Raw genomic sequence first — 14893 nt, 5'->3', positions numbered from 1 at the left:
GTGCTTGGGCCGTTCTGGGTACGCTCCCAGGACGTGCCGCGAGCCAAGGGATGCCCGATGGATCAGTCACACGGTCTCCGTGTCCGTCACGCGGCGGCGGCAGCCCTGGCTGCCACCGTCCTCGTGCTCTCCGGCTGTTCGGCCGGCGGGAGCGACGGAACGCCGCGCTCCGACCCCTCCGCGCGCGGCACCCACGCCGGCGCGGACGCACCCCCGCTCAAGCCGCTGCCCGAGCGCGTCCCCGACGAACTGCGCCCGTACTACGAGCAGAAACTCGCCTGGCGCTCCTGCGGCCTGGAGGGCTTCGAATGCGCCTCGCTGCGGGTGCCGCTCGACTACGACAAACCCGGGACCGGCCCGAAGGACACCGAGCACACCGTGCGCCTGGCGGTCACCCGGACGAAGGCACAGGGCGGCGAGGGCCGGCCGGAAGGCGGCTCCCTGCACGTCAACCCGGGCGGCCCGGGCGGCTCGGCGGTCGACTACGTCCAGCAGTCGGCGGCCCTCGCCTACCCGCCGCAGGTACGCGAGCACTACTCCCTCGTCGGCATGGACCCGCGCGGCGTCGGCCACAGCGAATCCGTGGAGTGCCTGTCCGACAAGGAGATGGACGCCTACACCCGCGTCGACCAGACGCCGGACGACCAGCGGGAGACCGACGCGCTCACCGCCGCCTACGAGAAGTTCGCCAAGGGCTGCGAGAAGCGCTCCGGGAAACTGCTCGGGCACGTCTCCACGACCGAGGTCGCCCGCGACATGGACGTGCTGCGCGCCGTCCTCGGCGACAAGAAGCTCAACTACGTCGGCGCCTCGTACGGCACCTACCTCGGCGCCACCTACGCGGGCCTGTTCCCGCACCGCTCCGGCCGTATGGTGCTGGACGGCGCGATGGACCCGTCGCTGTCCGCACGCCGCGTCAACCGGGAGCAGACCGCCGGTTTCGAGACGGCGTTCAAGGCGTTCGCCCGCGATTGCGTCAGCGACTCCGGCTGCCCCCTGGGGACCGGCGGCGTGAGGCAGGCCGGCAAAAATCTGAGCGCCCTGTTCGAGAAGATCGACCGCAAGCCGCTCGACACCCGCTCCTCCCGCTCCCTCACCGAGTCCCTCGCCACCACGGGTGTGATCCGCGCCATGTACGACGAGGGGTCCTGGCCCGCCCTGCGGCAGGCGCTGAAGGCCGCGAAGAAGGGCGACGGCGCGCCCCTGCTGGCCCTCTCGGACGACTACTACGAACGCGGCGCGGACGGCGCCTACAGCAACATCATGTACGCCAACCCGGCCGTGAACTGCCTCGACGCCCCTCCCGCGTTCGCGGACGCGGACGCCGCCCGCAAGGCCGTCCCCTCCTTCGAGAAGGCCAGCCCCGTCTTCGGCCGCGGCTTCGCCTGGGCGGCGCTGAACTGCGCGGAGTGGCCGCACAAGCCCACGGGAGAGCCGCACCGCATCGCCGCGGAGGGCGCCGACCCGATCGTGGTCGTCGGCACGACCCGTGACCCGGCCACCCCCTACCGCTGGGCCCAGGGCCTGGCCGGCCAGCTGTCCACCGCCCGCCTGCTCACCTACGACGGCGACGGCCACACCGCGTACATGCGGGGCAGCGACTGCATCGACGGGGCCGTCAGCACCTACCTCGTCCGGGGCAAGCCCCCGAAGGACGGCACCACCTGCGACTGATCCCCGCCGCTCTGCGGCCTCCGGCCCCCTCGTCCGGAGCACTCGACAGAACCCTGTAGACTTGTCGCCGCAGCGGCCACCACACTGGTCGCACGCACCCGCCGCCTTAGCTCAGTCGGCCAGAGCGACGCACTCGTAATGCGTAGGTCAAGGGTTCGATTCCCTTAGGCGGCTCCACTGGAACCCCAGGTCAGAGGCTTCTGACCTGGGGTTCTGTGGTTCCTGGGGCTGCTGCTGCGGCGCCGGCGTGCTCGGCCCGGCTCGCTGAGAACCGTGACGGCCGTGTGGCGGCTCCCGTCGTGGAGCCGGTGGTCGCCGATCCCCGCCTCTTCCAGCAGCCAGGAAGACGATCGACGCGGCTCTGGATCCGTCTCCCCCAGGTGGGCGGTGCGGCTATCCGGCCAGCCTGCGCAGGTGTTCCTCCTTCGCGTTCCGGGGCGAGCGGTCGGGAGACAGGAACGCTGCGCCGATCTCGCGGGCCTGCCGCAATCCAGCCGTGCGGTTCGGGGCGTTGTGGTCACCCTCGACGTCGAAGATCAGGTGGCTCTCGACGTCGTTGATGCCGCAGTAGGCGAAGACCCGACATCGAGCTGGGTGCGCATGGCGTCGTCATACCCGTACTTGGCGTAGGTGCGCTTCTTGGATCCGCCGATGCCGATCAGCACCGTCGGGATGCCGGGGAGCAGGGCGTTGAGGGGCTGCTTCCCGCGGTCGTCGACACCGGTGCCGTACTGGTAGGCCCAGCCGCCGGTGAAAACCCGCTCGATCCAGCCCTTCATCATCGCCGGCATGCCCCACCAGTAGACGGGAAAGACGAAGGCCAGCCGGTCCGCCGCCTCGACCCGGCGATGCATCTCACCGATTCCCGGAGGGAGCGGGCCACCCCAGAAGTGCGCGTGGTCGGCCTCGGTGAAACGAGGATCGAAACCTTCCCGGTGCAGGTCGAGTACGTCGATGGAGTGCCCAGCCCGGCGAAACGGATCGTGGAAGGCTTCCATGACGGCGGCCGGGTACTTGTCGGTGAACGGGTGGGAGAAGACGGTGAGCAAGTGCATTCGTTGTGGCTCCCTCGGGTGATGGGTCCGGTTCGTGTCGGCCGACGCACGTGGCCGGAACCGGGATTCGTCCACGGTCATCGCGCCTGCCGCGTCAGGGCGACGGCTGCGTTCCGGGCGGAAGAGACCGCTCCGGTGCCGAGGTAGGGGGCCGCCGAAGTGGCGCCCTCGAACAGCACCAGCAGCTGCTCGGCGAGTCCCTCGTCGGGACGTCCGGTCTCCTCCACGATCACGCGGTGCGCCAGCTCCAGCAGGCGCCGGTGGTACTCGGTGACCACCGCCGAGACTTCGGGGGTCAGCCCGCCGGTCTCGCCCTGAGCGCGCAGGAACAGGCAGCCTCTCGCTCCCTCGGCGGCGATCCAGGTCTCCAGGGCGTCGAACAGCTCCTCGACGCCGTGGACGTCGAACCGCTCGAAGAACCTCGACATCCGCGACTCCAGCACCGCCGCCATCAGTCCGGTCTTGCTGCCGACGTGCTTGTACAGCGTCCGGGTCGACACGCTCGCCGCCTCGCACAGCCGGTCCATACCCGTCCCGGCGAACCCGTGGCGGTCGAAGACCTGCTCGGCGGAGGAGACGATCTCTGCTCGCGTGGTGGCCATGCACACCAGCGTACAACGTTCGTTTTACATGCGTCGCTCGCAGCCTCGGGCGACCACGGAACAGGGACAGCGCCATGCCGTGATCTTGTCCGCACGGCACCGTGGTCGCCTGATGCCGGCGAGCGCGCCGGGTCGCCCGAGAATCCGGAAGCTGCGGCCAAGGGCATCTCGCTCCGCTTCGACGGCCCCACCGGTGAGACCATCTCGCGTGACGAGGGCAACGGATACGGGGGCAGAGCCCGGGCGAGTGGCTGCGAGGAAGTGGAAGTCGTGGTCAGGCGGGAGAAAGGCGCGGATCCGCCTTTCGCTGTGCCGGCCTCGTAACCGGCCAAGTGAGAAGAACGAAAGCGGTGACCGCATTGACGCCGAGCCGGGACGACTGGGCCGGCGCCCTCGCTTCCCTGTACGGCCGCAGCCGGGTGCTCGTGTCGGCCGGACCGCGCACGAGCGAGGACTGGGCGCACGACGTCAACGCGGTCCTGAACCGGTCGGTCGGCGATCCGCGGGGCTGGCCCACCGTGGACCGGATCGGCAGCGAGAGCACCCCCCGGGGGCCGGGAGACCGTTCCCCCTTCCACCCCTGCGAGGACGACGTGCTGCGTGGCTGTCTGGAGCCCACCGACCGGGCCACGGGACGTCTGATCCTCCTGTCGCTGGCCGCGCAGTTCGGAAACGTCGGTGATATCGCCAAAGGCAGCGCCCATAGGCAGGTGCTCCACGGGGCGACCGGAACTCTGCTGGCACGGTTCGGTGACGACGCCACTTATTGGACGTGCGTGGAGGATTTCGAAGGGGATTGCACTCCGGACGACTTCTACGTCAACGAGTGGTACGGCCTCACTGATCTCGCCCGGGACTTCGGCCTGGTGGTGGCCTCGGAGGACGAGGTCGGCGTTTTCTGGTTCGGTGCGGATGACTGAATTGCGAGCACGTCTCCGCTTTCCCCGGTCGTGAGACAGCCCAGTAGGCGACGCAGGAGTGCGTCATGCTCCATGCCGGACGCCGGGCCGGTGCTGCTGGGAGGGGCGTCACCGCGTAACGCGTAGGCCGAGGGAACGGACGCGGCGGCGGTGCCGTGCGTGCGCAGGCCAGCTTCGTCCGGCCTCAGTTCTGGTCTCGGACGTGGCTCGGGGCGTCGGCGTGCCGGGGTGGGTCAGGTCGGTGGGGGCTGGCGGTCGCGGATCATTCCCGTGTCCCAGGCCCAGGCGGCGATCTCGACGCGGTTGCGGACGTTCAGTTTATCCTTGATGTTGCCCAGGTGGGTCTTGACGGTGCCCAGGGACAGGTGGAGTTCGGCGCAGATCTCCTGGTTGGTGCGGCCGACCGCCAGCAGGCGTACGACGTCGAGTTCCCGTTCGGAGAGGGGGTGCTGCGGTGCGGGTGCGGCCGGGTTCGGGTCGGCGAGGTGCTTGAGCAGGCGGACGGTCACCGCGGGGGAGACCAGGGCGTCACCCCGCGCGGCGGACCGTACGGCCTCGATCAGCAGATTGGAGGCGGCGTCCTTGAGGAGAAAGCCGCAAGCGCCGTTGCGCAGGGCGGTGTAGGCGTAGTCGTCCTGGTCGAAGGTCGTCACGACGACGATGCGCAGCGGGTCGGCGACGCCCGGGCCGGCCAGCGCGCGGGTGACCTCCAGGCCGTCCAGTTTCGGCATGCGGATGTCGACCAGGCAGACGTCCGGACGCAGCCGGCGGGCCAGCTCGACGCATTCGGCGCCGTCGGCCGCCTCGCCGACGACCTCCAGATCGGGCTGGGTGCTCAGGATCAGCCGGAAGCCGGTGCGGACCATCTCCTGGTCGTCCGCGACCAGCACGCGGGTGGAGTCGCTCGCACCGTTCGCGGCGCCGGCACCAATCATGCCGGCGATCCTGCCATAGCCTTCAGCAGTGGGAAGGAGGCGGTCACGCACCAGCCGCCGTCCTCGGTACGGCCGCCGTCCAAGGAGCCCTCCACGGCCTCCACGCGTTCGCGCAGGCCCACCAGGCCGAAGCCGCCCCGGCCGCCCGTTGGCACGGTCGTACGCGCCCCCGGCGCCGTGTTGCGCACCTCCACGCCCAGCCGGTCGCCGTCGAGGCCGAGGCGGACGACGACATCCGCGCCGTGGGCGTGGCGGCGTACGTTCGTCAGGGCTTCCTGCACCACGCGGTGCACGGAGGTCTCCACCTCGGGCGCCAGCCGGGCCCCGCGCACCTCGGGGCCGACCTCCAGCGTCGCGCCGGTGCCGTTCCCGGCGAACGCGCCGACCAGGCGCTCCAGTTCCGTCAGCAGCTCGCCCGGGCGGGTCGCCTCGTGCTCGTCCTCGCGCAGCACCCGCACCAGGCGGCGCATGGAGTCCAGCGTCTCCGAACCGGCCCGCGAGATGCCCTCCAGCAGCGGCTTGATCTGCTCCGGCGAGCTCTCCTGGATCATCAGCCCGGCGTTGGCGTGCACGATGATGCCCGTGACGTGGTGGGCGACGAAGTCGTGCAGGTCGCGGGCGAGCTCCATCCGCTCGTTCTGCCGCACGGTGGCCATGGCCCGGGCCCGCCGTCCGTCCAGCAGCCGCAGATAGCAGCCCAGGCCCACGGCGCCGCCGACGGCGAAGGTCAGCAGGTTGGAGTACATGAGCGTGTCGTAGCCCGAGCCCAGCCGTACGCGCAGTGGCAGGAGGATCACCGCGAGGCCCAGTGCCGCCGACAGCGTCACCGCGGTCGCCGGACGCTCCAGCCGCCGCGCGGCCCGGGTGAGCAGCACGAGGAGAGTGACCGTCTCCAGGGCGCTCCACGTACCGCCGTCGAGCGGGGCGTACAGCCACAGCAGCACGGTCAGGACCAGGGAGCCCGTCGCGACGACGCCGACCCGCCACGCCTGGCCCGGCCGGCGGGCGGGGAAGAGCAGTGCGGCGGCGGCGAGCGGGCCGGTGACAAGGGGCAGCCAGTTCTCCCATCGCCCGCGCGGGTCGTAGAAGGCCGCCAGATCGAGCAGCCACAGCAGGGTCAGGCCCCCGCAGAGCAGGATCGTGATCAGCCGCCGGACCTTCGGAGCAAGGGGAGTATTGGATTCCACGCCGGACAGGGTACGGACGTGCGGCCGACGCGTGGATCGGCCCACAGGCCGATGCCCCGGGCCGAGGACCGGCCCGGCGGCCGAGGACAGGCGCAGGGCCGTGGGTGGATCGTTTGGGGCATGGAGATTCTCACCGTTCTCGAACTCGCCGCGGCGACGCTCGCCGGCCTGTGCCTCGCCCTCGCGGCCCTCGTCACCGTGGGAGCGGCCCGATGAGCCGCCGCATGCGGGGCGTGCCCGCCAAGACCGTCGTCCTGACCGCCCTCGCGGCTGCTGTCTGTGCCGCCGGCCTGCCGGAAGTCGTGTCCGCCCTCCCGGGAACGGACCAGCCGGAGACGGAGCAGGCGAAGACCGATCAGGTGGTGGCCGCCCAGGCGATGACGACAGCGGCGAAGAAGGCTCGGACCTCCCTCGACTGGGGCGCGTGCGACCGGCCCGACATGCCGGTCCAGGACGGAGTCCAGTGCGGCACCCTCCGAGTGCCCGTCGACTGGGACCAGCCGCAATCCGGGACGGTGGATCTGCGGGCCTACCGCTTCAAGGCGGCCGACCCGGCGAAGAAGAAGGGCACGATCCTCAACTTCCCGTCCGGGCCCGGGGAGACGGGCGACCTCGCCTTCGCCTCGCTGCGCCAACACCTGCCCGAGTACGACCTGATCGCGCTCGACCCCCGGGGCGTCGGCCAGAGCGGCCGGCTGAGCTGCGCCACCGAGAGGATCCTCGACATCCCTTACGTCCCCCCGACGGACGGCCGGAAGTTCGCCGCGCTCCAGAAGAACCAGCGCGCGTTCTGGCCGTCGTGCACCACGAACCCGGCGGGCCTGAAGAACCACCTCGACGCCTACAGCAACGCCAAGGACGCCGAGGCCCTCCGCAAGGCCATGCACCTCGACCGGATCAACGTGTACGGCTTCTCGTACGGCACCCTGACCGCCGAGCGCTACCTCGGCCTGTACGGGGAGCACGTCAACGGCTCCGTCCTCGAAGGCGTGATGAACCCCGCACAGTCGCGGCGGCAGTTCGTCACCACCGCGGCCCGCGGCATGGAGTCGATCTTCAACCGGTTCCGGAAGTGGTGCGCGGAGGATGAGGCCTGCGCGCTCCACGGCAAGGACGTGACAGCCGTGTTCCGCAAGGCCCAGAAGACCGCCGACGCCGGGCGCGTTCCCGGCTCGCTGCTCACGACGCCCTGGTCGTCCGTCGCGGTCACCCGCTACTTCGAGCTGATGGCACCCAGGAGCTTCAAGGACACCGCGGACGGCCTCGCCGAACTGGCGCAGGGCAAGAACCCGATGCCCGGCAACGAGGAGGCGGGCCAGGGCGGCCGGATGCCGAAGAGCATGCCCTACGCGGACCCGATCGTCTGCTCCGACTACGACCTGTCCGTCAGGAACGCCGAACAGGCCCGACGCGACATGGCGGCCACCCGCGAGGCGGCACCGGTCCTGGGCTACTCCACCAACAGCAGCAACTACACGTCGATCTGCCTGGGCGGCCCCCAGCCCGCCAAGGGCTCCGGCAAGCCCGTGACGTCCCGCAGCGACCGGCCCACCCTGGTGATGAGCAACACGTTCGACCCGGCCACCCCCCACGCCTGGGCCGACGGTGTGGCCCGCCAGCTGGGACAGAAGGCCACCACGGTGCGCACCGACAAGGTCGGCCACGGCGGCGGCCTGGACAACCCGGGGACCAAGAACCGGGTTGCGGCCTACCTGGACCAGGCCAACCAGGGCGGTCGTTGACCGCGTCGCGGAGCGGGAGGGCCCACCGGAGCGCAGCCTCTGGTGGGCCCTCGGCGGCTCTTGTCAGTCGTTGAGAGCAACTGGGCCGCCCGCGCCGTTCGATGCGCTGTTTCTTCCGTGCCCGCGGCGGCGGTCGGCGGTAACAGCGGTACAGCGGGGAGGGGGTACCGTGTGCGCTCTTTCCGGGACGAGAGGTGAGCGACATGCGTGCTCAGTGGAGTTTCTCGTGGAGGGACAGAGAGTGGCTGACCTCGCGGACTCCCCCGGCTGACGAGAACCTTCGACTTGCTGTTGAGACGCTGATTATTCCTTTCGGACAGCATTGGCAAGCGGTCGATAATTTCCTCAAAGTGTGGCGCAGGTCGGAGCGGGAGCACGGCATCGGTTACTCCGTTTCCACTCCAGGGGCCGTTGTGCAGAGGATTTCCGTCGACACGGTGGAGATCTGCGACCTGTACGACCAGTTCCAGGACGTGCGCATGCCCGTCGACGAATTCGTGGCCCTGCTGGAGGACCTTTCGGCGACCATGCGGCTCCGATGAACCCTTCAGCGCGACAGGGTGAGGGCTCGGGAGCCGCCGGCTCGTCCGGCCTCGTCGGCCAGCGGTGTCTCAGAGGTGCCGGGCGGAAAGGCGTACAGCTGTGCCAGCATGGCTGTTGTCACCGCCTGGCGGGGGCGTGAGGGGAGGGGGCACGGCATGTCGCTGCACGATCTGGTGCGCCAGGAAGCCGTCGCCCGTATGACCAGGGGCCAGCGCCTGGACCAACTGCGCGCCCTGCGCCTCTATTTCCAGCGGCCCGAACAGCCTGGTTTCCTCGTCTCGGAGACGGTGGAAGGACCCGTGGTGCCGGTCTTCACGTCCTGGGAGCGGCTTGCTCTGTTCGCCGGGGCGTGTGCGTGGGCGTCCACCACCGCCGAGGACCTGATGGAGTTGCTGCCGGAGGGGGTCAGGGCACTGGTCGATCCGCTGGGACCGCGCCCGTTCCTGCTGGATGCGGCGATGGCCGACGTGTCGGGGGAGGACGTGGAACCGGCGGGCGGAGTGAAGCCGGCCGAGGACAAGGAGCCGGCCGAGGATGCGGAGCCGGTGGGTGGCGCCGAGCCGGCGGACGGCGTGGGACCGGCGGACAGCGTGGGACCGGAGGACGCGGGGGCGTCGCGCGGCGGCGCGTGAGGCGGTCGAATCCCGGGGGGAGCAGACGTGGCAGGGGACGGCGGGGACGGCAAGGGTGCGGCCGGCGGGAAGGGGCCGGCGCCGGGCGAGGGATACGCGGTGGAGATCGCCGAGGTCCGCAAGGTGATGACGCCGCTGGAGGAGTCCGTCGTCGCGGCTCACAAGATCAAGGACGACTGGAAGAAGATGGCCGGCGAGATCGATTTCGCGGCCACGGTCGACATCGAGAAGCCCGCCAAGGACGTCCTCTCCAAGTGGGGCTTCGGCATGGGCCGCATCGCCCAGCACACCGACGACATCCTCGTGACGTTGCGGCAGGTGCTGTCCGCCTACGTCATGGCCGATCTGTTGCGGATCAAGGACTTCTCCCCGACCGAGGACAACATGGCCAAGCTACCCGCCGGTGACCACGGGCTCGAAGTCTGGAGGGAAGGCCACCGGGGGAAGTTCGACCCGGCGCCGAAGAGTCTCCAGGAGCAGTGGGACGAGGAGCCGAAGCCGAAGGAGGCGCCCCGCATCCGCCGCCTGGGCGATGACCAGGTCATCGACTGGGAGCCCAGGGACGACGGGGGCAGCATCGCATGACCTCGAAGGACGCGACAGACGGTGTCGGGCCCGGCAACAGCGAGCGCATACCCCCGCACGCCAAGCCCGGCGACGTCATCTTCGGCAGCCCCGGCAAGATCGACGACTTGGTCGTCAAGCTGCGGGCCTACGCGGGGGCGTTCGGCGACGGCAAGGACAAGCTGGGCGTTCTCGTCCGCATGCCGTGGACGGGCGCAGCCGCCCGGACGTTCGAGGAAGCCGTCGAAGCGCTGCCGAGGGAGCTGTCGGCGGCACGCAAATACTTCAACTCGGCAGCCGACGCGCTCGACGCCTACGCCGACAAACTGAGATCCGTCCACGAGCGCGTCAAACCGGTCATCGCGGACGCGGACGCCGCCCGTGCCGCGTCCGCGAAGTACGCCAAGCAGGTGGAGAAGTACAACGCGGCCGTGGACCGCAAGGACGACGACCTGCCGGACAAGCCGCCGGACGAGGACCCGGGCGTCGCCGCGCTGGCGGACTGCTACCGACGCCTGGACGCCTTGGAGGAGGAGCTCCAAGGCGTGGTCGACACCTCGAAGAAGAAGCTTCAGACGGCGGCGGAGGAGGCTCCTGACGCGCCCAAGGGGTGGGCGCGCGTCCACGAGGAGGGGGAGAACTTCCTCTACGGCTTCGGGGACACCGCGCGCGGCTTGTACAAGCAGGGCGAGTACCTGCTGGAGGACGGCTTCGGCGGCTGGTCCATGCAGCTCGCCGGGATGGCCGACGGCATCGTCTACGCGCAGGAGCATCCGAAGGAGTTCGCCAAGGCCGCCCTCAACTGGGACGAATGGCAGCGCAATCCCGCCCGCGCGGCCGGCCAGCTCACGCCCGACCTGCTGCTCGCCCTGGCCACCGGCGGCGGGTCCGCCCTGCGCAGGGGCGCCTCCACCGCCAAGGACGCCGCCCGGCGGCTGGCCGCCCGCGAGCAGAAGCTGCGCAGGGACGGCAGCGGGCGCCGGCGCGCGGACGGGGAGCCGCACAAGCACGACAAGTGCACGGGCGAGAAGTGCGGTGTCAACGAGCCGGTGGACGTCGCCACCGGGGAGATGTTCACCTCGGCGACGGATGTCCGGCTGCCCGGCGCTCTCCCGCTCGTACTGGAGCGGCACTACGTCTCGGGGCACCCGTGCGGCGGCTGGTTCGGCCCCACCTGGGCCGCAACGCTGGACCAGCGGCTGGAACTGGACGACAAGGGCGTCGTCTACATCGCCGACGACGGGATGGTGCTGACCTATCCCGTCCCCGAGCCGGACGTGCCCACGCTGCCGGCCAGCGGCCCCCGCTGGCCGCTGTGCTGGGACGGCAAGCCGGACAGCACCATGACCATCAGCGCCCCGGAGCGCAACCGCACGCTGCACTTCGCGCCGCTGCCCGCCGGCGGACCGGAACTGGCCCTCTCGGCGATCACCGACCGGGCGGGCAACCGCATCGACTTCCTGTACGACGCGGACGGCGCCCCGCAGGAGATCACCCACTCGGGCGGCTACCGCATCGCCGTGGACACCGATCCCGAACTGCTGCGCATCACCCGGCTGCGTCTGCTGCACGGGGAGGACGGACAGCGCAGCACCACTCTCGTCTCGTACGCCTACGACGCGGCGGGCGATCTCGCCCAGATCATCAACTCCACGGGCGATCCGCTCCGCTTCCGCTACGACGACCAGCACCGCATCACCTCCTGGCACGACCGCAACGGCACCGCGTTCGGCTACGTCTACGACCACCGCGGCCGGGTGCTGCGCACCGTCGGCCCCGACGGAACCTTCTCCGGGCGCTTCCGTTACGACGAGGCCGCGCGCACCACCCGCTACACCGACTCCCTGGGGCACGAGTCGGTGTACGTCTACAACGAGGCGTACAAGGTCGTCTCGGAGACGGACAACCTGGGCCACACGACCCGCACCGAGTGGGACGGGACCAACCGCCGCCCCGTGGCCGTCACCGACCCCCTGGGCCGTACCACCCGCTACAGCTACGACGACCTCGGCAACCCCGTCCGGGTCGAACGGGCCGACGGCAGCGTGCTCACCGCCGTCCACGACGACGACTGTCTCCCCCTGGAGATCCGCGACCCCGACGGGGGCGTATGGCGCCACACCTACGACGACCGGGGCAACCGCACCTCCACCACGGACCCCGCCGGCGCGGTCACCCGCTACGCGTACGACGACGCGGGGCATCTGACCGGGATCACCGACCCGCTGGGCCGTACGACGACCGTCACCCCGAACGCGGCCGGCCTCCCGATCGCCCTCACCGACCCCCTGGGCCACACCACCCACATCCAGCGCGGCCCCCACGGGCGGCCCACCGCCCTCACCGATCCCCTCGGCCACACCACCCGGCACGGCTGGACCATCGAGGGCAAACCCGCCTGGCGCGAGAACCCCGACGGCACCCGCGAGACCTGGGAGTGGGACGGCGAGGGCAACCTCGTCCGCCACACCGACGCCGCGGGCCACACCACCTCCTACACCCACACCCACTTCGACCTCCCCGCCACCCGCACCGACCCCGACGGCGCGGAGTACGCCTTCACCTACGACACCGAACTGCGGCTGGTACGGGTCACCAACCCGCAGGGCAAGGCGTGGAGCTACGAGTACGACCCGGCGGGCCGGCTGATCGCCGAGACCGACTTCAACGGGGCACGTCACACCTACGAACTGAACGCGGCAGGCGACCTCGTCGCACGCGCCAACGCACTGGGCGAGAGGCTGGTCCACACCCTCGACCCGCTCGGCCGCCCCGTCGAACAGCGCGACGAGACCAGCGGCGAGGTGACGACCTACACCTACGACGCGGCAGGCGATCTGGTCCGTACGGCCAACACGGCGGCGGAGATCACACTCGAACGCGACGCGCTGGGCCGGATCCTCGCCGAGACGGTCAACGGCCGGACGGTGTCCTGCACCTACGACGCGGCCGGCCGCCGCACCAGCCGCACCACACCGTCCGGACACACCTCCACCTGGGAATACGACGCGGCCGACCGCCCGCTCTCCCTCACCACCGACGGCGGCGCCCTCTCCTTCACCCACGACGCGGCCGGCCGCGAGACACACCGCGAACTGACGGAGGACGTCAGCCTGAGCCAGAGCTGGGACGCGAACGGCCGCCTCACCCGGCAGCACGTCCAAGGACCAGGCGAGGAGATACTCCAGCACCGCACCTACGCCTACCGGCCCGACGGCTACGTCACCGAGATCCGGGAACTCACCACCGGCACCCGCCACTTCGCCCTGGACGCGGTGGGACGCGTCACCGGCGTCCAGGCCCACGGCTGGACGGAGCGCTACGCCTACGACCACGCCGGCAACCAGACCAGCGCCCAGGCGCCCGGGCACGCGACGCCCGGCCCCCGCGAACACTCCGGCACCCTGATCCACCGGGCCGGCCGCACCCACTACGAACACGACGCGGCCGGCCGCCTGATCCGCAAGACGCGCCGCCTCCTCAACGGCCAGACCCGCACTTGGACCTACACCTGGAACGCCGAGAACCGTCTCGTCTCGCTGACCAACCCCCAAGGCGAGGAGTGGCACTACACCTACGACCCGCTGGGCCGCCGCGTCACCAAAACCGGCCCCGAAGACCACGCCGTGACCTTCACCTGGGACGGCACACGCGTCACCGAACAGACCGCCACCGACGGCTCCACGACGACCTGGGATTACGCCCCCGGCACCCACCGCCCCCTCGCCCAGACGGACCGCGACCCCCTGGCGGGGGAACCGCGCTTCCACGCGATCGTGACGGACACCGTGGGCACGCCCACGGAACTCGTCTCCCCCGACGGCCACGTCACCTGCCGGCCCCGCACCACCCTCTGGGGCACCCCCCTCCCCGAGACGGACTGCCCCCTCCGCTTCCCCGGCCAGTACGCCGACACCGAATCGGGGCTTCACTACAACTACTTCCGGTACTACGACCCGGAGACGGCCAGTTTCCTCACCCCGGACCCGCTGGGGCTCGTACCTGCCCCGAACCCCACCGCCTACGTCACCAATCCGCACAACTGGACCGACGCGCTTGGTCTTGCCGGATGTGGGGACGCCCCCTCGTCCGAATACAAGGACATCACAGATCCCGGGGCTCGCATGTTGAACAAGTCAACGGATGTGGGTCCTGTCGAATTCGGCAAGAATCTAGAAGCTAACGGGTGGACGCACACCCAAAAAGGTCCCAATCACATGTACGAGAAGGATGGGGCAAGATATTTCCTTCGAGGGAAGGCGAATAGCCACCAGGGGTGGACTGCGGACTACTATAATCCAGGGTCAAAGAAGGCTGACATAAAAATCAGACTAGGGGAAGACTGATGGTATCGGGTGACTGGATCGTCGCGGATGGTGAAGGGTATCGCGAAGTTTGCTACCACGCCTCAGCCACTTTCGATCTCGACGCCCGATTGCCTGGGAAGGTCTTCAGGGGGGGAAATGAAGACTCTTTGTTCTGTGAGTTCGACGTAGTCCTTGCCCCGGAGTTCTGGCCGGCGATCAGTGCCATGGCTCGGTGGCACGGTGATTCACGGGTCGAGTTGCTGGTTCTTGAGCCCGACTGCGAGACGTTCTATCTTGCGGATTACGGGATGTATCCGGCGGTTTCGCTGCCGGTCGAGGCGGGGGAAGACGAGTACTGGGACGCTGTCGGTCATGAACCTGACGGTGACATCATGGGATCACTGGCGATCTCGGCGAATGTCATCGCGCTGACCGGCCCCTCCGGGAAATGGGGGTGCTGGGGTGAGAGGGATCCTGAAGTGGCGGTTTTCCAGGGGTTTCCCAATGCGGCGACGCGAGATGATTGGCGTTCACGGTTCGGCCCCTTTTTGGATGCTGCCGGGGCGCTGGAATCCTATCTACCGTTGACCTTTGCCAAGCGGGAGGTTCCGCACGAGTATGCCGCAACCCTGACTGCGAACTATGGCCCGTCGAAGCAGGGGTGATTCTGGGCGTCGTTGCCTCATTCCGGCGGTGAGCCGGGACCCGGAGTGAACATAAACTTGAAGGAAT

At 69.8% G+C, this 14893-nt stretch carries 12 protein-coding genes and 1 tRNA gene; 9 read left to right on the top strand and 4 right to left on the bottom strand.

What is annotated here, in order from left to right; all coding sequences use genetic code 11:
* The first annotated feature begins 57 nt into the window (after window positions 1-57).
* Together IO40_RS0111745 and IO40_RS0111740 are read left to right on the top strand one after the other, a co-directional pair.
* A complete protein-coding gene (locus IO40_RS0111745; protein WP_016472989.1) occupies window positions 58-1674 on the top strand; it encodes an alpha/beta hydrolase in 1617 nt (538 codons plus the stop codon).
* A gap of 100 nt (window positions 1675-1774) precedes the next feature.
* Window positions 1775-1851: transfer RNA gene (locus IO40_RS0111740), tRNA-Thr, on the top strand.
* Window positions 1852-2210: 359 nt separating this feature from the next.
* Here IO40_RS0111740 and IO40_RS33450 read toward each other — a convergent pair.
* Window positions 2211-2729, bottom strand: coding sequence for an NAD(P)H-dependent oxidoreductase (locus IO40_RS33450; RefSeq protein ID WP_199813005.1), 519 nt, complete (start codon window positions 2727-2729; stop codon window positions 2211-2213).
* A gap of 77 nt (window positions 2730-2806) precedes the next feature.
* Window positions 2807-3331 carry a TetR/AcrR family transcriptional regulator gene (locus IO40_RS0111730; protein WP_016472987.1) on the bottom strand — a complete coding sequence of 175 codons (525 nt, stop codon included), beginning with the start codon at window positions 3329-3331 and terminating at the stop codon, window positions 2807-2809.
* Window positions 3332-3681: 350 nt separating this feature from the next.
* On the opposite strand from IO40_RS0111730, the gene IO40_RS0111725 reads away from it, so the two are divergent.
* Entirely contained in the window at window positions 3682-4251 is a 570-nt protein-coding gene (locus tag IO40_RS0111725) for a hypothetical protein (RefSeq protein ID WP_016472986.1), read from the top strand.
* A 233-nt stretch (window positions 4252-4484) separates the two neighbouring features.
* On the opposite strand, the gene IO40_RS0111720 is transcribed toward IO40_RS0111725, so the two are convergent.
* Both IO40_RS0111720 and IO40_RS0111715 read right to left on the bottom strand, forming a co-directional pair.
* On the bottom strand, window positions 4485-5186 hold the full coding sequence (locus tag IO40_RS0111720) for a response regulator (RefSeq protein ID WP_031175378.1): 702 nt from the start codon (window positions 5184-5186) through the stop codon (window positions 4485-4487).
* Window positions 5183-6373 carry a sensor histidine kinase gene (locus tag IO40_RS0111715; RefSeq protein ID WP_031175377.1) on the bottom strand — a complete coding sequence of 397 codons (1191 nt, stop codon included), beginning with the start codon at window positions 6371-6373 and terminating at the stop codon, window positions 5183-5185. The genes IO40_RS0111720 and IO40_RS0111715 overlap by 4 nt, the downstream gene beginning before the upstream one ends.
* A gap of 212 nt (window positions 6374-6585) precedes the next feature.
* Here IO40_RS0111715 and IO40_RS0111705 point away from each other — a divergent pair, with 212 nt between their 5' ends.
* The 6 genes from IO40_RS0111705 (at window position 6586) to IO40_RS0111680 (ending at window position 14826) form a co-directional block, all read left to right on the top strand.
* Window positions 6586-8115 carry an alpha/beta fold hydrolase gene (locus IO40_RS0111705; RefSeq protein ID WP_031175376.1) on the top strand — a complete coding sequence of 510 codons (1530 nt, stop codon included), beginning with the start codon at window positions 6586-6588 and terminating at the stop codon, window positions 8113-8115.
* A gap of 413 nt (window positions 8116-8528) precedes the next feature.
* Window positions 8529-8657, top strand: coding sequence for a hypothetical protein (locus IO40_RS39415; RefSeq protein WP_262070655.1), 129 nt, complete (start codon window positions 8529-8531; stop codon window positions 8655-8657).
* 108 nt (window positions 8658-8765) lie between these two features.
* Complete coding sequence (locus tag IO40_RS39410) at window positions 8766-9290, top strand: SseB family protein (protein WP_262070654.1); 525 nt, start codon at window positions 8766-8768, stop codon at window positions 9288-9290.
* 27 nt (window positions 9291-9317) lie between these two features.
* Entirely contained in the window at window positions 9318-9875 is a 558-nt protein-coding gene (locus IO40_RS0111690) for a hypothetical protein (protein ID WP_031175374.1), read from the top strand.
* Window positions 9872-14200 carry a DUF6531 domain-containing protein gene (locus IO40_RS39405; RefSeq protein ID WP_234336579.1) on the top strand — a complete coding sequence of 1443 codons (4329 nt, stop codon included), beginning with the start codon at window positions 9872-9874 and terminating at the stop codon, window positions 14198-14200. Before IO40_RS0111690 ends, IO40_RS39405 begins: the two co-directional genes overlap by 4 nt.
* Window positions 14200-14826, top strand: a complete 627-nt coding sequence (locus IO40_RS0111680) for a hypothetical protein (protein WP_016472977.1) — start codon at window positions 14200-14202, stop codon at window positions 14824-14826. The genes IO40_RS39405 and IO40_RS0111680 overlap by 1 nt, the downstream gene beginning before the upstream one ends.
* The last annotated feature ends 67 nt before the right edge of the window (window positions 14827-14893 follow it).

The organism is Streptomyces albus subsp. albus (assembly GCF_000725885.1).
Lineage (GTDB): Bacteria > Actinomycetota > Actinomycetes > Streptomycetales > Streptomycetaceae > Streptomyces > Streptomyces albus.
Note: the sequence above shows the minus strand (reverse complement) of the source record. Positions and strands in the feature narration are given on the sequence as shown.

Coding starts and splice junctions, on each gene's coding strand:
- IO40_RS33450 (WP_199813005.1), bottom strand. CDS start 2,729: ATGCACTTGCTCACCGTCTTCTCCCACCCGTTCACCGACAAGTACCCG.
- IO40_RS0111705 (WP_031175376.1), top strand. CDS start 6,586: ATGAGCCGCCGCATGCGGGGCGTGCCCGCCAAGACCGTCGTCCTGACC.
- IO40_RS0111720 (WP_031175378.1), bottom strand. CDS start 5,186: ATGATTGGTGCCGGCGCCGCGAACGGTGCGAGCGACTCCACCCGCGTG.
- IO40_RS39410 (WP_262070654.1), top strand. CDS start 8,766: ATGGCTGTTGTCACCGCCTGGCGGGGGCGTGAGGGGAGGGGGCACGGC.
- IO40_RS39405 (WP_234336579.1), top strand. CDS start 9,872: ATGACCTCGAAGGACGCGACAGACGGTGTCGGGCCCGGCAACAGCGAG.
- IO40_RS0111730 (WP_016472987.1), bottom strand. CDS start 3,331: ATGGCCACCACGCGAGCAGAGATCGTCTCCTCCGCCGAGCAGGTCTTC.
- IO40_RS0111745 (WP_016472989.1), top strand. CDS start 58: ATGGATCAGTCACACGGTCTCCGTGTCCGTCACGCGGCGGCGGCAGCC.
- IO40_RS0111680 (WP_016472977.1), top strand. CDS start 14,200: ATGGTATCGGGTGACTGGATCGTCGCGGATGGTGAAGGGTATCGCGAA.